The following is a 20,933-nucleotide window of genomic DNA, read 5'->3' on the forward strand; positions in this document are numbered from 1 at the left end:
TTAGAGCCCTGTCGCCTCACGTTATCAGCTCCACAAGGCGGACAACGGCGTAGCGGATAATCTGTCGCCGAAGGGCACAAAATCGTTGCTGTCGTACAGCACGACACCGTGGGCGAAACGGTCCGTGCATGCCTCAGCCAGTGTGTGCAGTCCTGCAGAACCGGTTGGTCTTGTCTTAGCGGAGACGCTGGTCCATTCGCAGTTCCTAATTCATGACGATTGGAATCGTCAGGCGAGATTATTGAAAGTCAGCAAGCCGCTGATTGGAAGGCATATGGCTGCCGTACCCGAAGCCGTTGCGGCTTCAGTCGTCTCATCCCTCAGGTTGATCATCGGGTTTGCAGAAATTCTAGAAAACCTGTGAATTTCGGAAAAGTAGATCCGTTGTGAGGTCGATTGTGACGGTAGCAGCCAGTTCGAGGAATTTTGGCGCTCATTGGCATGCTGCCGTGCAAGAGCCCGTGATCATCACCGGGAATGGTTGGCCGCGTGCGGTCACATCGCCCACGAAGACTGTCTTCGCCTGGCCAAGCGTGATTGATGACGAAGAAATTCCTGCAATCGAGGCATCGATGATGGAGCCAAGCCTTGATCATCGTAATGCCGAATGACTGATGGACAAGGCTGGTGCCGAATGGACAGCCAGCACCCCTGCTTTCTCACGTGTTTTTGCTCTGGATCAGGCTTGTGGGACACGTGAGATCAACCACCTTGGACAGATGGTAACGAGCGATCGTCTCCGACGAAATTTTGATGGCTTCAGAAACGTTCGGTCGCATCGAACGACATCGGCGCCGTCAGCGAACGCCATAGGGTTTGGGAGCATTGGACCAAAGGGCTCCCTTTTCTTGCAGGCAAAGGAGACCGCCGTGAACAATACCGAAACCATCAAGGCCCTGTACGCTGGCTTCGTCGCGGGCGATCTGCCCGCCATCCTCGTCAATATGGCGCCGGATATCGCATGGACGGAAGCAGAGGGATATCCCTACGCCGGAACATTTCATGGGCCGCAGGCGATCGTGGAAGGGGTGTTCATCCGGCTTGCCACGGAGTGGGACGGCTATCAGGCGGTCGTCGATCGCTATGTGAGCGAAGGTGACGAGGTTATCGCGCTCGGCCACTATAGCGGCACCTACAAGGCCACGGGCAAGCATTTCCGTGCGCCATTCGTACACGCATGGACTGTGCGCGACGGCAAGATCGTCCGCTTCGTCCAGTATGTCGACACGGTACTGGTGCAGCGTGCGTTTGATCCGCATTGACCGCGATGCGTCAGAATTGCCAGCACATGCGGGCGGACGGCTGATAGCTGCAGAAGTTGCCGGTCCGCACGCTGTCCGCCAGGTGTTGTCCCAGCGCCGGATGCGCCGTTTCGATCTCTGCAATGGCTGCCCGGAGTGTGCGCGTGACATTCACGCGCATGCGCTCGGCAAAAGAACTCGTGCGCCGGACTCGACCATCCAGGCCAGTGCTTCGCGCAAGTTCCTGCGAGACGAATGCATGTTCCCGGCGTACCGCCGCGCGACGCTCGTCATCCAGCGTCTCGCTGTCCAGCGCAAGCGCCTGATCAAGCAGGCGTAGCCGCTTGCGGTATTGGGCGACGGCCTTGGGATCAAGGACGGCGTCCCCGCTGATCACCTCGCGGCATTGGCCGTCCGCGGCCACGGCGAGTTCGCCTGCTGAAATCTCTTGCCCGGGCTGTTGAAGCAGATGCCAGAGTTGCCGCAGGCCTCTGCTTTCCGGCAACATCACCGTGTTGTCCTGAAGGCCCACGACCCATATGCTTCCCTGGCGCTTGAAAATGCCATTCACGGGCGAGGGGGCTGACAGTCTTTCCAGCACGGCGGCTGCCATGGCGGCGGCAGCCATATCCTGCAAGGCCTCGGCTGCCGCCTGCGCTTCCAGGGCGAGGGGCCGGGCATTGGCGAGATCGATGTCGGCGGCAACGCGCACATGCGCGCAATCGGCCAGCAGACGCGCCAGCGAGCCATGGACGTCGCCAAGGCGCGTAAGGCCGACCTGTCGGCAAAGGTGCAAAGCCTCGTCGAACAACGGCACGGCTTCTGCCGGGCTGCCCTGGCTCTCCAGCGCGCTGGCCAGGCTCTGGCACCCGATCATCCGCACCACCAGGCTGCCTTCGCGCTGGGAGGCGACGACCCGCTCATAGTGCGTCACCGCCTGCCGCCAGTCGCCCGCGCGCTCGTAACCGAATGCCACGTTCCACGCGGCGAAGCCTTGCCCCCACTGGTCCTGCGCGAAGCGGGCTATAAGCTTGGCCCCTTCTAAGGCGCTTTCCAGCCCGGCCTCAGGCGCACCCGCCATGATATCGCATTCGCCGCGCAAACACAGCAGATAGCCGCGCAGCCTTTCGGCCTCGGCATCATCAGAGGATGCGAGAAGGTTCAGCCCTCGGTCCAGCTCGATCGCCGCCATCGCCCAATCGCCGGTGTCGTGCGCACCGAGGAAGCCGAGGCTGAACTGCGCCGCCGCCTGTAAGATGGGAGGGGCATCCTGCGCCTGTCCCGACGCCGCGAGGATCCAGCCAATGCCTTCCCGGTGTCTGCTTGCCGTCCACCAGAATGTCGTCAGGGCGGCGGCGAGCGCCAGCGCCTCGATGCCGCGCCTGGCATCGAGCATGGTCCGCAGTGCGACCTGAAAATTGTCGATCTCGACTTGCAATCGCGGCAGCCACTGGTCTTCCGGTACAAAATCGACGCCACGCGCCTGCATGCCAAGAGCTGCGAAAAACTTGGCATGGGCCTCGCGTGTCGCGTTGAACGCACCAGCGTCTTGCGCGAGCCTTATGGCGAACAGGCGAACTGTATTCAGCAGACGGTAGCGCCCGGACGGCAGATCGAACTGGACCAGCGAATGCTCGACGAGTTCGCGCAGCGCCAGCCACAGGTCTTCACGCGTCTGCTCCCTTGCCATGCAAATCCCGGACACCGCCTCCATCCCGAAGCTGCCGGGAAAAACGGCAAGCTGCTGCAGCAACAGCCGCGCCGGGGGCGACAACAGCGTGTAGCTCCAGGCGATCGTATCGGTGAGCGTCGCATGCCGCGCCGTCTGGGCCCGGGGGCGTTGCAAAAGATCCAGTCCCTGAGCGATGTGGATTGCGATATCCTGGATCGGCAGCGCGCCTATCCAGCCGGTGGCCAGTTCAATGGCCAAGGGCAGGCCATCGACCGCTTGGCAAATCGCTTTGATCGCCTTCAGCGCGGCATCATCCTGCTCGAACCCATGCACACGTTCCTGGCAGCGGGCGAGGAAGAGGTCCTGCGCTTCAGCTTCGTTGAGTGGCAACAGGCGCAGATGCCGTTCTCCGGCAATGCCCAGCGGCGTTCGACTGGTGGCGACCACACGCACGCCCTGTGTACCGCTCAACAGCGCGCGGACCAGGATCACCACCGGGTCGGCGACATGCTCACAGTTGTCGAGCACCAGACACAATCGGGTCTCGCGCAGCCATTGGACTATGGCATCCACATAGGGCTGGCCACCTGTATTGGGCAGGCCGACCGCCGCCGCCACGGCGCCGAAAACGGCGGAGCATTCGTTCAGACCATCCAGACGGACCAGGATCCTGCGACCGCTCTTCGCGCTCTCGCCGGCCTTCATCCACTCCAGCACCAACCGCGTTTTTCCCACGCCACCGGGGCCGGAAACCGTCAACAGCGGCGTGTCGCATACCAGGCTCTCCAGATCCTGCAGAGGCTGAGACCGACCGATGAAAGAGTCACGCATTACATCCATGCGCAACGATCCGAGTGGAGGCGGGGGAAGCCTCCTCTCCTGCTAAGCATTTTCATCACACGCCTCCACCACGCGCCTGCGGCTGGCCTCAACTCCTATCTCGAAAGCTCTTCCGCGGAAAGATCAGGGCGATCTATCCTTTGAAAAGCTCCAGGAAAGTGCAGGTTTGACTGGTTGTCGTTGCGTGATCCCCCTTGTCATCAAGGGACTTGAAGACGCTCGATTGTGGAGCAAAACTGCCGTGTTGAGAAGCAGCTTGCGTTCGATGTGGAAAGCGATGATGAATAGAGCTGCCGCCAATGTAATAGTTTGTGGGCTATCGCTCCCTATATTGCTTGCGTCGGCTTGGCGATATTCCGCCAAAACACCTTGGAAAATCTCTTCAATCTGCTTTGCTTGGACCGCGCCCAACGAAGGCGTCAACCGATGACATGTTTTGCGGAGATGATGCCGCGCACGCTTGACGCTAGATAGGAGCGCTTCGGGAAGGCGGCATGTTGATCGGAGGCCATGGGCGACTGGCCGGTTCTAGCATAGGGAAGGCCCCGTAACACCGGAGAGTCCTTGAGGCGTTACCGGCGATGGCAGCTGCGATAAAATGCCGATCGTCAGGGTCAAGCAATTCAAGCCTCGGGATCAACCGATGATGGTTGACCACATTCATCCGGTCAACGGTTGCAGCGATCAGCCGCTCGGTCGTCAACGTCGGCGTGTTGTCAGCGAGATTGCAGATCCATTTGTCATGGATGTCACCTGTCCAGTGTGCTGCTATGAGGCCGTCTAAGGCACACTGGATCAGAACGTTGCGCAGATGAAATAGCAGGCATATGTCTGATTAATCTTCCAGACGACGGGATTTTCGCACGAAACGGAGGATCCCGTCATGCAAGCATCTGCAGCCCGTGCTTCTGCACCAGGGACAGCAGTTTCAGCGCCGGCCCGCTCGGCCGCTTGGCACCCGTTTCCCATTTCTGGACCGTCGACTGGCTCGTGTTCAGATAACGGGCAAAGACCGGCTGGCTGACATGATTGTTCTCGCGCAGCGCTTTGATTTCGCCAGGCGTCAGTTCGTGCGGGGTTACAAGGCAATCCTCATCGAAGGTCCGCATCGTTTCCTTGTCGATGGTCCCGGCCGCAAGCATGCCTTCGACCGCACTGTGGATCGCCTCGAAGGCATCGCTCTTGAACCTGCGTTTAGCTGCCATGGTCTATCTCCAACAGGGCGCCGGTCTCGATTTCCGCTTCGAGGTCGGCTTGCCTTTTCGCCGGTAACGGTCCGCAAGCCTCCGGAATGCCAAAAGCTCGTCGTCATCACTGTTCGCCCGATCCTTCTTGGCGAAGAGATAGGCGAAGACCCAGAACTCCCCGGCCTTTGCCAGAACGATGGATCGATGCAGGTGCCGTTGAGCCGCTTCTTGAAAACGCCTCCCCCGAGATCGTCTGCCTGGCCGAGGGCAACCTGATGGATTGCATTCGACAGCGCCTTGTCGGAGATGTGCGTCTTCTTTGCCGCCTTGGCGAGTCATGCTGTTTTGAACAGGCGTTCTGACATAAGTTCATATAGCATTAAGTGCTATACTTAGCAGGGTTGGAAGACGGGGGCTATGCCGCCTCCCACACCTGAGAGCCTGACCGAAAATTGCGTTGAGCGATTTCAGGAGCTTATGATTCCCCGTTGTTTGCGAAGACGACGAGGAAGCCATGGGCTGGACTGAAACCGCTCGGTGCGAGCATGACAGAAGAAGGCTACGCTACGCAAGCGACTGCACGGATGAGGAATGGGCCATCATCGCCCCGCTTCTTACCCGCACGACAAAAGTAGGCCGTCCGCGCCTTCATCGGGATCATGATGTGTGGAACGCGATCCAGTATCTGGCGGCAACGGGGTGCCAGTGGGCGCAACTGCCCCGGGACTTTCCGCCGTTTACGACGGTGCAGTACCATTTCTACCGGACGCGCGACAGCGGCCTGCTCGACGCGATCAACACGGTGCTGGTGGCTTGCGCGCGGATCGCTGAAGGCCGCGAGGCGGAGCCGAGCGCAGGCATCATCGACAGCCAATCGGTGAAGACCACCGAAGCAGGTGGGCCACGCGGTTATGACGCCGGGAAAAAAATCAAAGGACGCAAGCGTCACATCCTGACCGACACACGCGGCAACATGCTCGACGCCATGGTTCACTCTGCCGGCATCCAGGATCGCGACGGCGCGCCAGGGCTCATCGAACGCTGCAGGGACACATATCCTTCCATCATCAGGCTGTTTGCCGATGGCGGCTATGCCGGACACAAGCTCGAGACTGCTCTCGGGCATCTCGACCGCCTTGCCATCGAGATCATCAGGCGTTCCGATACAAAGGGCTTCGTCGTTCTGCCCAGACGCTGGGTCGTTGCGCGCACCATCGCATGGCTTAATCGATGCCGACGCCTTGCCAAGGATTGGGAGGCATCCGTCGCATCCTCGCAAGCCTGGCTCCTCATCGCATCCATCCGGCGCATGACACGACGAATAGCAAAGTTCAAATTATGCGTCAGGCTCTGAGCCTAGCTGGAGGTTTTTGGACAGATGCGGTTGCCGGGTGGGGGCACAGCACCAGATGTGTTTCACCTCGCGGATGACCTCGCCTTTCGGGTCCGCCGGCAAGCCCGCCGCGCGCAGGCCTCATTAGGCTCGAAGCCCTATCGGCCTGATCATGCGAGGAGCCGCTATCGAGAAAGCCTTCACAACCACTGCATCTGATCGTTATCGCCAATCAAGGCACCGTTCATTGTCGCGCCAATCCACCAGTTCTCATCTGCCGGTGCGCCAGCTCGACATCGAAATGCGGCGGTGCGTTTGGCGCAATCGGCACGAAGGTGCCTCTGACGCGGAAGACCGTTTCAATGAGGCCGGCTTCGGCCAGATCTTTCGGGTCGCCATCAAAGACCGTTTCACCCTTCGCCAGAAGCGAAATCCGGTCGCAGACGGACATGGCTTGGTTGAGATCGTGAATGGCCATCACGATGCTCACGCCCCGCTCCCGGCTGAGCCGATGGACGAGATCGATGATCTCGACCTGATAGCCGATGTCGAGAAAGGAGGTGGGCTCATCGAGCAGGAGGATGCGCGCCTCCTGGGCGATGGCCGCCGAAATCCAGGCACGCTGTCGTTCGCCGCCGGAGAGTTCGCGCAAGGGACGGTCGGCCAGCGCTAGGAGGCGGGTGCTCTCCAGTGCCCAGCCGATGGCGGCCTCGTCCTCGGCGCGGTAGCTGCGCAGCAGGCCGACATGCGCGAAGCGCCCTTGGCGGACGAGTTGCGCAACGGTCATCTCATCGGGTGCGGTCGGTTGCTGGGGCAGATAGGCCAGTTGACGTGCCAGGCGGCGGCGCGGAATGGCGTCCACGGCGAGCCCGTCGATCAAGGCGTGTCCACCCGATGGCCGGAGCAGGCCTGCCATGGCCTGCAAGGCGGTGCTCTTGCCCGAGCCGTTCGGTCCGATCAAGGCGCGCACTTCGCCAGGCTTCAACGTGAGGTCGAAGGATTTCAGCGCTGTGCGCCCGGAATAGGTGACGGTGAGTTTGGAGCAGGCCAGGAGCATGAGCGGGTCCTCAAGGGATTTTTCGCAGAAAGACGATGAGAAGAGGCACACCGCAGACAGCGGTGACGACACCGATCGGGATCTCGTCCGCCTGGCCAGCGAGGCGACCAAGCAAATCGCCTGAGGTGACGGTGATGGCGCCAAGCGTCACGGTCACCGGCAAAAGAAGCGGGGTGCGCGTAGCGACGAGCGCACGGGCCAGATGCGGCACGATCAGCCCGACAAAGACGATCGGCCCCACGGCTCCGACCGCACTTGCCGCCAGCCCACAGGACAGAAACAGGGCGAAGGAGAAGTGCTGGCGATAGGCAAGGCCGAAGGAACTCGCCACCGGCGCCTCGAACTGCAAAAGATCAAGCGCGCGGCGGATCGGCAGGAGAGCCAGCAGTCCAGCGATGGTGAAGGGCGATAGGAAGAGCGCGTGCTCCCAGCTTCGGGCATAAAGACTGCCAGACAGCCATTCGAGCAGCACCTCGATGCGCGCCGATCCCCAGCCGGCAATAACACCGATGGCGATGGCGTGCAGCACCGCGCCGATGGCGATGCCACACAAGGTGATGCGCAAGGGGCCGAGATCCCGGCGAAAGGCCAAGGCGTAGACGGCGGCGCCGGCGATTAGGCCGCCGACCATGCCGACGGCCGGCAGCCATTCTAGCGGCATCTCGGTGATGCGCGCCGTGGTGCCCGGATCGCGCAGGAACACGCTGAACAGCAGGAACAGCGTGACGCTCAGCGTCGCTCCCTGCGAGATGCCCATGATCGAAGGATCGGCCAGCGGATTGCGGGTGATGGTCTGAAGGATCAGGCCGGCCACAGCAAAATGGATGCCCGCAAGGGCACCCGTGACGATGCGTGGCAGGCGGATATCCAAAATGATCGATTGCGCCTCCGGCGAACCATGGCCCGCGAGCACCGACATGATATCGGATACAGGCAGGTCGGCCACACCAAGGAAGACGGAAAGGCCGAGCGTCAGAAGGAGGAGACCCGCCAAAGCCGGGAGGGAGGACAAACTTCTTCGGTTCCGGGCGATCTCGGGCACGGGCGTCATCGCTTGCCTCCGAACGAAAGATCGCGTCGCTGCGTCAGATAAATGAAAACGGGTCCGCCGATCAGCGCGGCGATGATGCTGATGGGAAGCTCGCGGGGCAGGGCAACGGTGCGGGCGACAAAATCCGCCGACAGCGTGATGAAGCCGCCGATCGCGGCGCTGAAGGTTAACGTCCAGCCGGGGTCCTGCGGCCGCAGGAGGCGGGCGAGATGGGGGGAGGCGAGGCCGACGAATGCGACGGGGCCAGCGACAGGGGCGACGCCGGCGACCGGAAGCACGGCGAGGACCAGCAGGACCGGCTTCCACAGCGCGAGATTGACGCCCATGCCGGCCGCCGCCTGCTCGCTCAGCAGGAACAGGCCGATGATGCGTCGGCAGATCAGTGCGCCGACGAAGGCCGCGGCGACCCAGGGGGCCATATAGCCGAGCTGCGTCCAGGATCGACCTTGGAATCCGCCGGACAGCCAGAAGAGCAGAGATGGGACCTGCGGCCCGCTCAGCATGAGAACATAGGTGGTGACCGCACTGAGGAGCAACGACACGCTGATGCCGCCAAGCGCCAAGTGCAACGGCCGGCCTCGGCCGCCGCGTGCGATCCAGAAGGTCACGGCCGCGGCCGCCAGGCCACCGATCATGCCGATCAGCGGGTAGAAGATCGAGGAGAGCCACGGCAGGAAGACGAAGCAGCAGACGATCGCCGCCACAGCGCCTGCACTCACCCCGGTCAGCGCTGGGCCGGCCAGGGGATTGCGGGTCAGGCTTTGCAGGAGGTAGCCAGAGAGGCCAAGACCGGCCCCTCCGACAAATGCTGCGAGGCTGCGCGGCAGTCGCAGCGTCCAGACCAGGATCGACTCGATCTTGCCATCGGGCGAGGACAGAGCCGTCCATAGAGCGGCCGGGCCGAGCGTGCGCGTGCCGAGAGACAGGCCCGCCACGGCGACGAGCACGGCGCCAAAGAGCAAAGCCAGCACCAGCACGATTTGGCGCGGCCCTTGCGAACCCTTATGGGCCGGTGACCGCGATGTCATTGCTGCAAGGCGGCGGGAATAAGCCTTGCGGCCTCTGCCCTGACATCAACGGCCGAGAAAGTGTCGGGATAAAGAATGTGGGCGGCCTCCTTGAGGACGATCTCACGGGCGATCGGGCCGTTCGTCTCGACCCATTGGTCCGCAACGTAGTGAACCCGCTTGTTGCGCACTGCCGAAAGCTGCTGCCAGATCGGGTTGTTCTCATGCGGTCGGTCCGGTCCGGAGTCATAGACGAAGATGACCTCGGGATCCTTCTCCAGCATGGTCTCCAGGCTCAGTTCCACGCCGAACTTGCCATCCGTTCCCATCGGCCCGGCGACATTGACGCCGCCGAGGCGGGTGACGATCGAGGCCGCGGTGTTCTCATCGTGGAAGGAGAACGGCGTATCGCCGGCCCACATGATCTGGAAGCGTGTCGGCGTCGATTTGGGCGCCTTCGCAGCATAGTCGGCGAGCTGCGCGGCGAAGCCGGCATTCAGCTCGGCGCCGCGTTCGGCATGGCCGAAGACGCTCGCCAGTTCCGCCACTTCCGCGTCGCTCTGGCTGAAGAGCTCCATATTGTAGGCGAGGTAGGGCGCGATCTTTTCGAATTGCGCGGCGTTGGCCACCGTATATCGGCGCATGGCGACGATCAGATCGGGCCGGACTTCCGACAGGAGTTCGAGATTGGGCTTGGCGCGCTGACCGAGCGGCTTCATCCGCGCGGTGAGCCCGAGAAGGAAATCCGGATCGCGGCCCTTCGTCATATAGGTCGTGGCCACCGGCATCAGTCCAAGCGCCAAGGCCACATCGACTGCGACATAGGAGACGCAGGCAATACGCTGCGGATCCACGGGCACGTCGACCTTGACGCCCCGGTCATCCGTGACGGTCAGGGTTTTGCTATCCGTGGCGCGCGCCAGCGGTGAGAGCAGGGCTGCGGCAACACCAGCCGCAGATGACAAGAGAAACGTGCGACGTTCCACCGAAAAATCCTCTTACGTGACTTTTTGCCGGCCCTTAGTGGTCGGCAGGACAGTGCGTATGCGTCATGGCAAAGGGTCTCCCATAGACGATTAGGTCTGCCGGCAATTCCGGAGAACCGAAGCCGTGGGTGGAAGACGACGCCCGGAAAGCTTGTGTTCAGGACCTCTAGCGCACAAACATGATTATTGCAATCATGTTTGTGCTGGTGAGAAATTGCTCCTGCAAACAGTCAAGCTTTGCCGGTCATCGCGGACGGCGTGTCCACGGGTTGCGAGGATTTCTTTCCATCAAGCGCATCCAGCTGAGCAGAAAACTGTCGCCACAGGAGCGCGCTCGTGACGCCGAAGCCGAGGCAGAGACCGAACCAGATCCCCTCACTGCCCCAGCCGATCCCATAGCCGCAGATCGCCATCGCTGGAATGCCGACAAGCCAGTAGCCGATGATCGTGTTCGTCAAACCCGCCTTGGTATTGCCGAGGCCCCGCAACAGGCCGATGCAGATGTTCTGCGAGCCCTTGAAGAACTGGTGCGCGATCGCAAACCAGAGAAGCGTCGCTGCCGCCGATGACAGGGTAAGGTCGGGTCGATTGCCGAGAAAGGGGCGCAGCACGATGTCGGGGATGAGGACATAAGCGAGTGCGATCACGCCCATGATCGTGAAGCTGATGGTCAGGGCGCGCCGGGCGATTGCGCCGACCTGGGCGTGGTCACCTTTGCCCAGCATGCGGCTGACGAGAACCGACGCGCCATGCGAGAGGCCGATATTCAGCTGGTAGACGATATAGGCGAGCTGGTTGACGACATTGGATGCTGCCAGCGCAACCGGCCCGAATGTGCCCATGAACACCGTAGCAACAGAGGTGATCGCGGCTTCCGAACCATAGGTCAGCGCGATCGGCAGCCCCATCCGCGCGATCCGCTTCACCGTCTCCGGCCGGGCTCGCCAAGTATCCAGGCTGAGAAGCGGGCGCAGCACCGCGTCACGACGGACCGTGCGCAGATAGATAAGGAAGGTCCAGATCTGCACCAGGGTCGTTGCCAGACCTATGCCGGCGAGACCGAGACGGGGCATGCCGAGCCATCCGTAGATGAACAACGCATTGAGAGCGGCATTGACCGCGATCGAGACCAGCGTGACGGCGAAGAGTGATCCCGCCCGCCGCATACCGACGGCGAACTGGCGCAGAACATTCAGCCAGATCATCGGCAGCAGCCCGGGCGCCAAGGTGAGCATGATCGGCTTGGCGAGCGCAACGATCGCCGCATCCTGTCCAAGAAACGGCAGGAGATAACCAAGGCTGATCAGGAGCAGGCCGGCGACAATTGCCATCAGCGTCGCCAGCAGCATCGCCGCGCGCACGAGGTCATGCACCTCCTCACGCGCCTCGTCGTAGATGCTCTTCGTGCCGGTTCGCGTTTCCCCGCGACCGATGGCGCCCGCGATGAGATTGCCGAGGCCCGTCACCATGCCCACGCACATGGTGCGCAGCTGGTTATAGAGCAGCAGCGCCAAGCCACCGGCCGCGACGGCTTTGACGTCGAGAAAGCCCATCATCAGAAGGTCGGTGCTCGTCAGGGCGACCTGGGCAAACTGAATGCCGGCGATCGGCGCCGACAGGGCGATGATGTCCCGATAAGGGCGCAACGTCTCAGCCATGAGCTTTCACGCTCCTCGCGCCATCAGCGCCGCCGCGCCGAGTCGCGTCGATTCGGAATAGGCGTTGAAGAGCCGATCGATCCGCCGCTCGGCAAGCTCATCGAGGAGCCGACGCTCCCGCAACCAGTCGTCATCGAATATCGAGTCGAGATATTTCTCGCCCGCATCGTAGATGAGGACGACCATCGTGCTCTCGCGCTCGACCAGCGCCAGCCGTTTCAGCGCGACATGAAGGGCGGCCCCTGCCGTGCCGCCGACGAGCAGCCCGGTTCGGCGCGCAACGACCCGGCATGCTGCGAAGGCGTCGATATCATCCACCGTCAGCCCCTCGTCGATCAACGCATGCTCGACATTGGGCCCGACCACGAAGCCGCCGGGCGCGCCCGCGCCCGTCTGCCAGTATTTCCCGGTAGGTCCGCCGAAAATGATCGATCCTGTCGGCTCGACCCCGATGCTGACAACGTTGGAGCCGAGCCGCCGCAATTCCCGGACAGTGCCGCACAGGGTGCCGCCAGTGCCGACGAGGTAATCGATCTTCCCGCTGAGATCGTGCAGAAGCTCCATGGCGAGGCCGGCATAGCCATTGTTGTTGTTGGGGTTGTGATGTTGGTCGGGCCAGAAGGCGCCGGTGGCCGCCGCAATCTCGCCTGCGATACGGCGCCGCTCCACGGTGCTTGGCCCTTCGCCCTTTCCTTCGGCAAAGACCAGGTTGACGCCCATAGCGCGCATGGCCCCGAGCTTGTCGCGCGAGGCATGATGATCGACCACGGCTGTAAACCTATAGCCACGCTCGATCGCGACCAAGGCCAGGCCGGTGCCGGTATTGCCTGATGTCGGCTCGACGATATGGCCACCCGGCTTCAGCTTTCCCTCGCGCTCTGCCGCCAGGATCATCTCGCGCGCCATGCGCACCTTGCAGGAGCCGGTCGGGTTGAACTGCTCCAGCTTGAGGATCAGCCGGCTGCCGGAGCCTGTTCGCGCAAGCTCAAAGAGTGGCGTCTCGCCGATGAGCTCGGAGCCGTGCGTCTTGACTGCCGTAAAGGGCTGGTTGGTCAGCATATTCATCGGTCGATCCTCCAGGTGAACTCGTCGGCCTGTTGCGAAATCACGATCTTGGGCGGGAGAGGGAGTTGATGAAATTCGCTCTCGTTCTTATCCATCTGATAGCCGGCCGTGTTGGGATAGACGATCAGGTCGCCGTGACGCGGGGGCGCGGGAAAGACGATCTTGCGCCAGGTGAGGACGTCATATTCCATGCAGCTCGATCCGCCGATCGCGGCGCGAATCGGTGTCCTCGGCTGTGCCGGGCCGCGCTCGATCAGAAAGGGGGCAGGAAGGAACTCGCTGTTCTTCCACTGTTCCGAAAGGCTCATGCTCAGCCCGGCGACCGTGACGATGCCGTGCGCGTCATTGCGCTTGAAGCCCTGCACCGGAAAGATGCTCATGCCCGCGCCATCGAGCAGCGCCCTTCCGGGCTCCAGGAAGAGCTGGATCTGCGCCTCGCTCAGCAGGGACGCGAGCGTGCGGCCTTCGAACGCTGTCTCGAGAATATCCGCGAGCATCGCCGCGCCTGTCGGCGTCTGAAAATAAGGGTAGAATTGCGCGAAGGTCTCGCCCGCGTGAAACTGGTCTGCCTGGAGCGCCGCCGCCGCGGCGCGCCAATCCTCTTCGGCCACATAGGCGCAAGCAAAGCCACCGCCGATCGAGATCGCCGAGGCCGGCAAACCGTGTGAACGTGCCTGACGGCATTGTTCGATCAGTTGGGCTGCCAGCTCCGCGCGCGGGGCGACGGCATAGCCGTCAAGATGGAAGGAAAATCCTTCCATCGCCAAGCAATCGCCAGCCTTCGCGCATCGCCGCAGGGCGTTTGCAAGATCGGCTTCGTTGAAACCGAAGCGGCTATTGGGCGCGCGTGGCGGCAGGACCCGAAGAAGCACGCGCAAGCGGCCCGTATCGTGGGCGATCTGGATCGCGCGTTCGAGCTCGTCCAGCGCATCGATGGCGACAAGGGCATCGTGGCGTGCCGCGAGCCAAAGAAGCTCGTCATTCTTGGCGGCGCCTGTCACGCCGATCCGCTCGCCGCGAATGCCGTTCGCTAGGACATGAACGAATTCCGGAACGCTGGCGACGTCGACCGAGCCGTCGAGCCGCGCCACCTCGCGCAGCCAGGCCCCCGCCTTGTTGGCCTTCTTCCCAAAATAAACAGCGCCGGCGACATTCTTTGCGCGCAGCACGGTTTGAAAAGCCGCGAGATTTTCGGCGAATGTTGCGGGATGGATGAGATGGAAAGGCCCTTCCACCACCTGGCAGATCTGATCGAGCAGGGCGAGGTTCTGCCGCGCTGCCGGCGCCCAAGCAGGCTCGACGGCGCGAATGGGATCGACGGCTATTTCCACAGCTCGACCCTCCGGCCACGCCCGGCGGCAATGCCCCGGGTGGCGAGCGCATGGGCCACGGGAATGTCCGTGATGATCATGCCGCTGCTGAAGGCAAAGACCCTATCCGTCTGCGAGCGGCGACCGGGCTTCAATCCGGCGACGATGTCGGGAAGCTCGGCATCGACATGCGGCACGCCGTCCGGGCCAGCCAGCCGCTTGCCCGTCACGCCCATCTGTCCCTCATTCGTCGCGATGGCGTAATCGGCCTGGCCCAGAGCGCCAGCCTCCACGCCTTTGCTCGCGACGGAGATCAGAAGTCCTCCCGGCTTCATCCAGGCCGTCTGCACCTTGTGATGGGCCGCGCGCCCGGACGCCGCCACGACGATATCCGACGTTGCGACCGCGTCCGGAACGTCCTCGACGAGCTCGATCCGACGATCGGGGAAGTGGCGGGCGAAGGTCGAAAGGCTGAGAGCGATGCCATCCGGATGGGTGCGGAACAGACGAAGCGTCTCCAGATTGGGCAGTGCCGTGAGGAGGTAGGGAAGGGTATTCACACCCTGCGCGCCAGTCCCGATCATCAGCGCGCTGCGTGCGTCCTGCTTTGCGCAATGCTTGGCGATGATCGCGGTCGTCGCAGGCGTTCTGGACCCGCCGACGCGATGGCAATCCATGAAGGCAAAGGGCAGGCCCGTCGTGTCGTCATAGAGGCTGATCGTCGTGTAATACTTTTCCGCGCTCTCGCTTCCCTGGCGATAGGATGTCTTGAAGCCGACTTGCTGCAGCGCGCCGTCATAGCCGAGCATCGAATAGGAGACGGCGTCCCGCGCCTCATTGGGCAAAGGCATCATCAATTTGGTCGGGCAACGCGAGTTGCCCCGGGCATAGGATAGATACGCATCTTCAACGAGGCCGATAACTTCTGCCGGTGGAAGCTCGGTATCGTCGAGATCCGATCGGGTCAGGATATGGGTAGCCGGCATCCGCAGATAGGACGCAGTCATGAAGGAGACCTTTCGTGACGAAATCTGGACGTGAAGAGGCAAAGCCTGCGGGTGAAGCCTTTGAGTTGGCGGGCAGCGAGATGCAGTAACCGAGTTCCCGAAGATCGATGTCACAATTCGGGATCGGGTTTTTCCAGCTATGGCGCGTTGTCTTGCAAGGAAATAGCTTTCCGCTCCGCGCCATGTTGAAGATATCAGCAGGGGTTACGGTTTCTCCGTCGCGCCAGGAGGAAAGCTCGACCTGGCTGTAGTCGAGGAGAACAGCCGGTATGAACCGTAATCCAAGCCGCTTGGCGGTCTCAAGGCGATGATGGCCGTCCATCACGAATTTCTCGTCACGATGCACGCAGATCGGAACACGCCATCGACCAGATTGACGAACATCGGCTTCCACCTGGAACAGTCGCCGAGGATCGGTTTCCTCGGTGGCAATGACTTCGTAAGAGTCTAGTAAAACATAGGAAATCGCCCGCATATCCGCCCCCAAAGAGCAAATTTCATACGTCGCTGGCTAATTTGAGGGCACTATAGGAACAAAAAACACGTAGTCAACATAACTTGATAAAAATAATCAACTTTTCAAGTTGACACGGCATTGTTTGCTCCCTAATGAATGCGACGAAATGTTATATCGTAACACGGAGTGCTAAATGACGCCTCGGGATCTTTTCTGCACGATTGCCATGCTTCTGGGAGCGACGACCGCGCTGGCGCAAGAGCCCCTGCGCGTCGTCACACCCTTCGAGATCGCCTCGCTTGAGCCCAGTCGTGGCGGATTCAATTTCACCCGCATGGAAGTTGCCGAGACGCTGGTCGGCGCGGATGACGAAGGCCGAGCGGTTCCTGGCCTTTCGACCGCATGGACTCTGTCCGACGATCGGCTGACCTGGCGCTTCACCCTGCGCGCGCGGGCCAAGTTTCATGATGACACACCTGTCACGGCCGAGATCGTGGCGCAGTGCCTGGAGCGGGCGCGAAGCCAACCCGGCCCGCTCAAGGACGCGCCGCTGACCGAGATCCGTGCGGTCGCGCCAGACGTCGTCGAGATCGCAACCTCCACGCCGTTCATGCCCCTGCCAGCCTTTCTGGCGGAATCCTCGAGCCAGATCCTCGCTCCGTCCTCCTATGACGAGACGGGCGCGGTACGTCGGATCATCGGCAGCGGGCCCTACCGCATCACCTCGCTCGAACCGCCGCTGCGCTTCGAGGTCGAGCGGTTCGAGGGTTGGACCGGCGGAGCGAAGCCGGCGATCGAGCGGGCAATCTATCAGGCCGTCGGGCGCAAGGAAACGCGTGCGCTCATGGCCGAGAGCGGGCAGGCGGATCTCGCCTTCACGCTCGATCCGGCGGGAACCGACCGGTTGCGTCGGGCGGCGGGCGTGGCGGTGACGACGAAGTCGATCCCGCGCGTGATCACGCTGAAGCTGAACGCCCATCTGCCGGCCTTCGCCGACGTGCGGGTGCGGCGCGCCGTCAGCCTGGCGCTCGACCGCGAAGGCATCGCCAGTGCCATCCTGCGCTCGCCCGAGGCGGCGGCGACGCAGTTCTTTCCGCCGACGATGGTTGGCTGGCATGTGCCGGGCCTCGCGCCCTTGCGCCATGACCCCGCCGAAGCGCGCCGGCTGCTGGCGGAAGCGGGTTGGGCGCCGGATGCGCAAGGACAGCTCGTGAAAGATGGCAAACCGCTTCATGCGACCTTGCGCAGCTATGCCGTGCGTCCCGAGCTTCCTGTTGTCGCCGCCGCGATCCAGGCGGCCGAGCGGGACATCGGCATTGATCTCGACATCGCCATGATGAATTCCAGCGATATTCCAGCCGGCCATCGCGACGGAACATTGGAAATGGGGCTGATCGCGCGCAACTTCTCGCTCGTGCCCGATCCCATCGGTACCATGCTCGCCGATTTCGGCCCGCATGGCGGCGATTGGGGCGCCATGGGTTGGGCGTCGCCGCAGCTCACCGAGACACTTCAGGCGCTGCAAGAAACGGATGCCGCGCAAACACGCGCCGCCCTGCGCGGCCGTGTTTCCGAAATCCTGCAAACCGAACTGCCCGTCATCCCCGTTGCCTGGTACGAACTGCGCGTGGCGGCATCCAAGCGTTTGGATGGCGTCAGCATCGATCCGTTCGAACTCTCCTACCGGATTTCGAGGATGCGATGGGCAGACTAGCCGCGGTTCTTGGTCAGCGACTTGTGCAGGCGGTTACCGTCGCCGTCGTCGTCAGCCTTCTGTCCTTCGCCCTAGTGCAGCTTCTTCCCGGCGATCAGGCGCTCTTGATCGCTCAGCGGCGCTATGGGGACGATCGGGTCACCACCGCCGCCGCCGAGGCCGTGCGGGCCGAACTCGGCCTCGACCGGCCGCTCGCTCTGCAACTCGCCGAATGGATCGGCCAGACCGTCTCGGGCGATCTCGGCCGCTCACTGCTCAGCGGCGCGCCCGTTTGGGAGGAGATCCGCGATCAGCTCGGCGCCACTTTGACGCTTGCTGGGGCGGCGCTAGGGCTGGCTTTGCTTCTCGGCCCGGTCTTCGGCGGGCTCGCCGGCCTGCGGCCGGGCGGGCTGGCCGATCGCACCGGCATGGCTGCCGCCGCCGCTTTCCGCGCCGTTCCGAGCTTCGTCCTCGGCCTCGTGCTCATGGTCGGCTGCACCGTCCTGTTCGGCTGGCTGCCGGTTGGAGATTCCAGCGATGGGCTTAGCCTGCTCCTGCCAGCCCTGACACTCGGGCTCGGCCTCGCGGCGACCTCCGCGCGCATCGCCCGTGACGGCGTCGTGGCGACCCTTCGCTCGCCGTTCTTCGCCTTCGCGCGGCTGAAGGGGTTGAGCCGGACGGCGGCGATCCTGCGGCATGTGCCGCGCAATGCCGCCGTGCCGCTCATTGCCTATCTCGCGGTGAGCTTTGCCTTCCTGATCGAGGGCGTGGTGGTGGTGGAACAGATCTTTGCTTGGCCCGGGATCGGCCATGCTCTGACGCATGCGATCGAAGGACGCGACGTGCCGATGATCCAGGCCACGGCGCTGACGCTCAGCCTCTTCCTCGTCCTTCTCAATGCGCTGACCGACCTCGCGCTGCTCCTCGTCGACCCGAGGAGGCGCGGATGAGACGCGCTTCGGCCTTTATCGAGGACAAGCGATCGCGCGGGGTCTGGCTCGGCGGCGCGCTGGTTGCCCTCGTTGTTCTGACGGCGCTCGTCGGCCCCGTCGTCGTCACCGCGGACCCCAATCGGCAGGACCTTCTTCATGTCCTTGCCGCTCCCTCGCGCGAGGCGCTTCTCGGAACGGACCATCTCGGGCGCTCGGTCCTCGCTCGGCTGGTGCATGCCGCGCGCCTTTCGCTCTCGCTCGGCGCCATGGCGGTCGCAACGGCCGCCCTCCCGGGTATCGGCCTCGGTCTGGCCACCGCCTTTGCCGGCGGCTGGACGGATCGGCTTCTGACCTCCCTCGCTGATGCGATCCTGGCGGTGCCGGGGCTGATCCTGGTTCTTCTCATCGCGGCCCTGTCTCCCGGCGCCTTCTGGCCGCTCTTTCTCGGCCTGTCGCTGACCCAATGGGTGGAGTGGTTCCGCATGACGCGGGCCGCCTCGCGATCGGCGCTCGCCTCGCCGGCGGTCGAGGCGGCGCGGCTTCTGGGCTTCTCGCCCTGGCACATCCTGCGCCGGCACGTTTTTCCCGATCTCCTGCCGTTGTTCGGGACATTGGGCGCCTTTGGGCTGGGCAGCGCGGTGCTGGCACTCGGCGCGCTCGGCTTCATCGGTTTTGGCCTGCGGCCGCCGACCCCGGAATGGGGGCTGATGATGGTGGAAATGCTGCCCTATTGGAACGAGGCGCCTTTGGCCTTGCTGATGCCGCCAGTCTGCCTCCTCACCCTGATCCTCGGCTTGCAAATCCTGGCGCGGCGATGACGATGAGCTTGACGATACAAAACCTCGAGATCGCCGCCGGCGGCGTGGTGCTGGTGCGCGACGTCTCGCTGACGCTCGCGCCGCGCCGGACGGTGACGATCCTCGGCGAAACCGGTTCGGGCAAGACGCTGGTCGCCGAAGCGGCTATGGGGACGCTGGCGCCGGAACTCTCCGCCGGCGGCCGCATCGGGCTCGGGGGCGAGATATCCGACGCCTCGGATCGCGCGGCGCGGCGCGGCGCCTGGGGGCGGCGCATCGCCATGCTGCCGCAGGAGCCCTGGGTCTCGCTCGATCCGACCATGCGCTCGCTCGCCCAGGTCGCCGAGGGCCACCGGTTCGTACGAGGCCTCGGGGCCGCGCCGGCGCGTCGCCAGGCGCGTGCCGATCTGGCTGCGCTGAATCTGGCCGCTGGCGACGATCGATATCCGCATCAGCTGTCGGGCGGCATGGCCCAGCGCGTCGCCTTCGCTTCGGCGCGGGCAGGCGGCGCGCCGATCACACTCGCCGACGAGCCGACCAAGGGCCTCGACGTGACCATGCGGGATGCCGTGGTGGCGCTGCTCGGCAAGGCGGTGGAAGAGGGCGGTTCGCTGCTTTGCATCACCCATGATATCGCCGTCGCCAGAGCGCTGGGCGGCGAAGTCATCGTCATGCTGAAGGGCGAGATCGTGGAGCGGGGGGCGGCTGAGGCGGTGCTTACCGCGCCATCCCATCCCTATACGCGCCGCCTTGTCGCGGCCGACCCCGAGAACTGGCCGAGGGCTGGAGGAAAGGCGCCGGGCGAACTGGTGCTGGAGGGCGCGGGGCTGGCGGCGAGCCGTAACGGGCAGCGGCTGTTTTCGGATCTCGACCTTGCCGTTCGCGCTGGCGAATGGATCGGTGTGACCGGCCCCAGCGGCTGCGGCAAGACCACGCTCGGCAACGTGCTTCTCGGCCTCATGCCGCCGACCGCCGGCCGGGTGCGGCGCCGCGAGGGGCTGGCGCGGACGCGTTTTCAGAAGCTCTACCAAGACCCCGTCGCCACCTTTTCCCGCCATGTTTCCCTGCGAACGGCGCTCAGCGAAACGGCGGCGCGCCACCATGTGCCCTTCGGCCATGTCATGCGGTTTCTCGAGCGGCTGCGCGTGCCCGAGGCGCTGCTCGACCGGCGGCCCGGCCAGGTGTCTGGCGGCGAGCTGCAGCGTGTCGCGCTGGCCCGTGTATTGATCGCGGATCCCGTCTTCCTCTTCGCCGACGAACCGACCTCACGCCTCGATCCGATCACCCAGCAGGAGACGATGGAGGTGCTGCGTGAGGTCACGCGCGAGCGCGGCTGCGGGACACTCCTCGTCACCCATGACGGGGCCATGGCGGACAGGATCACCGAGAGGCGGATCGTGCTCGGGCCGGTCTCGAAGTGATAGACAGCGAGACGCGCGGTCCTGTCTGCCGCTCCGCCTACGTTGTTTGCTGAAACTGCCCAGCGCCGCACTTGTTGATGCCCCCGAATGATCGGACAGGATCAGAGGGAGTGTCGGGACGCGATGAAATCGCGCGGCGCTAGGCTCAGGACTCATAAATCACAACCAAAAGATAACGGTTGCAGCGATGCATATGCTTGAGAAGAAGGTATGCGCGCA

General features: G+C 63.3%; 18 protein-coding genes and 1 pseudogene. 7 read left to right on the top strand and 12 right to left on the bottom strand.

The window, feature by feature from the left end; translation table 11 throughout:
- Positions 1–461: 461 nt before the first annotated feature.
- Both BJF92_RS15090 and BJF92_RS15095 read left to right on the top strand, forming a co-directional pair.
- The gene (locus BJF92_RS15090; RefSeq protein ID WP_425356473.1) at positions 462–611 is read left to right on the top strand and encodes a hypothetical protein; all 150 of its coding nucleotides are present in this window, start codon (positions 462–464) and stop codon (positions 609–611) included.
- A gap of 258 nt (positions 612–869) precedes the next feature.
- Positions 870–1,262: a nuclear transport factor 2 family protein gene (locus tag BJF92_RS15095; RefSeq protein WP_075635589.1), complete on the top strand. Its 393-nt coding sequence runs from the start codon at positions 870–872 to the stop codon at positions 1,260–1,262.
- A 10-nt stretch (positions 1,263–1,272) separates the two neighbouring features.
- Here BJF92_RS15095 and BJF92_RS15100 read toward each other — a convergent pair whose 3' ends face one another.
- The 3 genes and pseudogenes from BJF92_RS15100 to BJF92_RS15110 form a co-directional block, all read right to left on the bottom strand.
- Entirely contained in the window at positions 1,273–3,744 is a 2,472-nt protein-coding gene (locus tag BJF92_RS15100) for an ATP-binding protein (RefSeq protein ID WP_143524052.1), read from the bottom strand.
- An 890-nt stretch (positions 3,745–4,634) separates the two neighbouring features.
- The gene (locus BJF92_RS15105) at positions 4,635–4,958 is read right to left on the bottom strand and encodes a helix-turn-helix domain-containing protein (RefSeq protein ID WP_075635591.1); all 324 of its coding nucleotides are present in this window, start codon (positions 4,956–4,958) and stop codon (positions 4,635–4,637) included.
- Positions 4,948–5,248: pseudogene (locus BJF92_RS15110) on the bottom strand (type II toxin-antitoxin system RelE/ParE family toxin). The gene BJF92_RS15105 and the pseudogene BJF92_RS15110 overlap by 11 nt, the downstream one beginning before the upstream one ends.
- A 206-nt stretch (positions 5,249–5,454) precedes the next feature.
- Here BJF92_RS15110 and BJF92_RS15115 point away from each other — a divergent pair.
- Positions 5,455–6,294, top strand: a complete 840-nt coding sequence (locus tag BJF92_RS15115; protein ID WP_075635592.1) for an IS5 family transposase — start codon at positions 5,455–5,457, stop codon at positions 6,292–6,294.
- 223 nt (positions 6,295–6,517) lie between these two features.
- On the opposite strand, the gene BJF92_RS15120 is transcribed toward BJF92_RS15115, so the two are convergent.
- The 9 genes from BJF92_RS15120 to BJF92_RS15160 all read right to left on the bottom strand — a co-directional run bounded on the left by BJF92_RS15120 (position 6,518) and on the right by BJF92_RS15160 (position 15,889).
- Positions 6,518–7,330, bottom strand: coding sequence for an ABC transporter ATP-binding protein (locus BJF92_RS15120; RefSeq protein WP_075635593.1), 813 nt, complete (start codon positions 7,328–7,330; stop codon positions 6,518–6,520).
- A 10-nt stretch (positions 7,331–7,340) separates the two neighbouring features.
- Complete coding sequence (locus tag BJF92_RS15125) at positions 7,341–8,381, bottom strand: FecCD family ABC transporter permease (protein ID WP_075635594.1); 1,041 nt, start codon at positions 8,379–8,381, stop codon at positions 7,341–7,343.
- Positions 8,378–9,409 carry a FecCD family ABC transporter permease gene (locus tag BJF92_RS15130; protein ID WP_075635595.1) on the bottom strand — a complete coding sequence of 344 codons (1,032 nt, stop codon included), beginning with the start codon at positions 9,407–9,409 and terminating at the stop codon, positions 8,378–8,380. The genes BJF92_RS15125 and BJF92_RS15130 overlap by 4 nt, the downstream gene beginning before the upstream one ends.
- Positions 9,406–10,374: an ABC transporter substrate-binding protein gene (locus BJF92_RS15135; protein WP_075635596.1), complete on the bottom strand. Its 969-nt coding sequence runs from the start codon at positions 10,372–10,374 to the stop codon at positions 9,406–9,408. Before BJF92_RS15135 ends, BJF92_RS15130 begins: the two co-directional genes overlap by 4 nt.
- Before the next feature lie 230 nt (positions 10,375–10,604).
- Positions 10,605–12,032: an MATE family efflux transporter gene (locus BJF92_RS15140; protein ID WP_075635597.1), complete on the bottom strand. Its 1,428-nt coding sequence runs from the start codon at positions 12,030–12,032 to the stop codon at positions 10,605–10,607.
- A 6-nt stretch (positions 12,033–12,038) separates the two neighbouring features.
- Positions 12,039–13,097 carry a PLP-dependent cysteine synthase family protein gene (locus BJF92_RS15145; RefSeq protein WP_075635598.1) on the bottom strand — a complete coding sequence of 353 codons (1,059 nt, stop codon included), beginning with the start codon at positions 13,095–13,097 and terminating at the stop codon, positions 12,039–12,041.
- On the bottom strand, positions 13,094–14,428 hold the full coding sequence (locus BJF92_RS15150; RefSeq protein WP_075635599.1) for a type III PLP-dependent enzyme domain-containing protein: 1,335 nt from the start codon (positions 14,426–14,428) through the stop codon (positions 13,094–13,096). The genes BJF92_RS15145 and BJF92_RS15150 overlap by 4 nt, the downstream gene beginning before the upstream one ends.
- On the bottom strand, positions 14,419–15,414 hold the full coding sequence (locus tag BJF92_RS15155) for an ornithine cyclodeaminase (RefSeq protein ID WP_075635600.1): 996 nt from the start codon (positions 15,412–15,414) through the stop codon (positions 14,419–14,421). The genes BJF92_RS15150 and BJF92_RS15155 overlap by 10 nt, the downstream gene beginning before the upstream one ends.
- Positions 15,314–15,889 carry a ParB N-terminal domain-containing protein gene (locus BJF92_RS15160; RefSeq protein WP_075635601.1) on the bottom strand — a complete coding sequence of 192 codons (576 nt, stop codon included), beginning with the start codon at positions 15,887–15,889 and terminating at the stop codon, positions 15,314–15,316. Before BJF92_RS15160 ends, BJF92_RS15155 begins: the two co-directional genes overlap by 101 nt.
- A 175-nt stretch (positions 15,890–16,064) precedes the next feature.
- Between BJF92_RS15160 and BJF92_RS15165 the strand changes: the two genes are divergently transcribed.
- The 4 genes from BJF92_RS15165 to BJF92_RS15180 are packed head-to-tail and all read left to right on the top strand — an operon-like array spanning position 16,065 to position 20,714.
- The gene (locus tag BJF92_RS15165; RefSeq protein ID WP_075635602.1) at positions 16,065–17,585 is read left to right on the top strand and encodes an ABC transporter substrate-binding protein; all 1,521 of its coding nucleotides are present in this window, start codon (positions 16,065–16,067) and stop codon (positions 17,583–17,585) included.
- Entirely contained in the window at positions 17,573–18,514 is a 942-nt protein-coding gene (locus BJF92_RS15170; protein ID WP_075635603.1) for an ABC transporter permease, read from the top strand. The genes BJF92_RS15165 and BJF92_RS15170 overlap by 13 nt, the downstream gene beginning before the upstream one ends.
- Positions 18,511–19,314: an ABC transporter permease gene (locus BJF92_RS15175; RefSeq protein ID WP_075635604.1), complete on the top strand. Its 804-nt coding sequence runs from the start codon at positions 18,511–18,513 to the stop codon at positions 19,312–19,314. Before BJF92_RS15170 ends, BJF92_RS15175 begins: the two co-directional genes overlap by 4 nt.
- The gene (locus BJF92_RS15180; protein WP_198931561.1) at positions 19,311–20,714 is read left to right on the top strand and encodes an ABC transporter ATP-binding protein; all 1,404 of its coding nucleotides are present in this window, start codon (positions 19,311–19,313) and stop codon (positions 20,712–20,714) included. Before BJF92_RS15175 ends, BJF92_RS15180 begins: the two co-directional genes overlap by 4 nt.
- Positions 20,715–20,933: the final 219 nt, after the last annotated feature.

Origin of the sequence: Xaviernesmea rhizosphaerae, assembly GCF_001938945.1 — a bacterium.
Taxonomy (GTDB): Bacteria; Pseudomonadota; Alphaproteobacteria; order Rhizobiales; family Rhizobiaceae; genus Xaviernesmea; species Xaviernesmea rhizosphaerae.

Excerpts from the sequence above, each read along its gene's own strand:
- BJF92_RS15100 (WP_143524052.1), bottom strand. The coding sequence starts at position 3,744 with ATGCGTGACTCTTTCATCGGTCGGTCTCAGCCTCTGCAGGATCTGGAG.
- BJF92_RS15105 (WP_075635591.1), bottom strand. The coding sequence starts at position 4,958 with ATGGCAGCTAAACGCAGGTTCAAGAGCGATGCCTTCGAGGCGATCCAC.
- BJF92_RS15115 (WP_075635592.1), top strand. The coding sequence starts at position 5,455 with ATGGGCTGGACTGAAACCGCTCGGTGCGAGCATGACAGAAGAAGGCTA.
- BJF92_RS15120 (WP_075635593.1), bottom strand. The coding sequence starts at position 7,330 with ATGCTCCTGGCCTGCTCCAAACTCACCGTCACCTATTCCGGGCGCACA.
- BJF92_RS15125 (WP_075635594.1), bottom strand. The coding sequence starts at position 8,381 with ATGACGCCCGTGCCCGAGATCGCCCGGAACCGAAGAAGTTTGTCCTCC.
- BJF92_RS15130 (WP_075635595.1), bottom strand. The coding sequence starts at position 9,409 with ATGACATCGCGGTCACCGGCCCATAAGGGTTCGCAAGGGCCGCGCCAA.
- BJF92_RS15140 (WP_075635597.1), bottom strand. The coding sequence starts at position 12,032 with ATGGCTGAGACGTTGCGCCCTTATCGGGACATCATCGCCCTGTCGGCG.
- BJF92_RS15145 (WP_075635598.1), bottom strand. The coding sequence starts at position 13,097 with ATGAATATGCTGACCAACCAGCCCTTTACGGCAGTCAAGACGCACGGC.
- BJF92_RS15155 (WP_075635600.1), bottom strand. The coding sequence starts at position 15,414 with ATGACTGCGTCCTATCTGCGGATGCCGGCTACCCATATCCTGACCCGA.
- BJF92_RS15160 (WP_075635601.1), bottom strand. The coding sequence starts at position 15,889 with ATGCGGGCGATTTCCTATGTTTTACTAGACTCTTACGAAGTCATTGCC.
- BJF92_RS15165 (WP_075635602.1), top strand. The coding sequence starts at position 16,065 with ATGACGCCTCGGGATCTTTTCTGCACGATTGCCATGCTTCTGGGAGCG.
- BJF92_RS15170 (WP_075635603.1), top strand. The coding sequence starts at position 17,573 with ATGGGCAGACTAGCCGCGGTTCTTGGTCAGCGACTTGTGCAGGCGGTT.
- BJF92_RS15175 (WP_075635604.1), top strand. The coding sequence starts at position 18,511 with ATGAGACGCGCTTCGGCCTTTATCGAGGACAAGCGATCGCGCGGGGTC.
- BJF92_RS15180 (WP_198931561.1), top strand. The coding sequence starts at position 19,311 with ATGACGATGAGCTTGACGATACAAAACCTCGAGATCGCCGCCGGCGGC.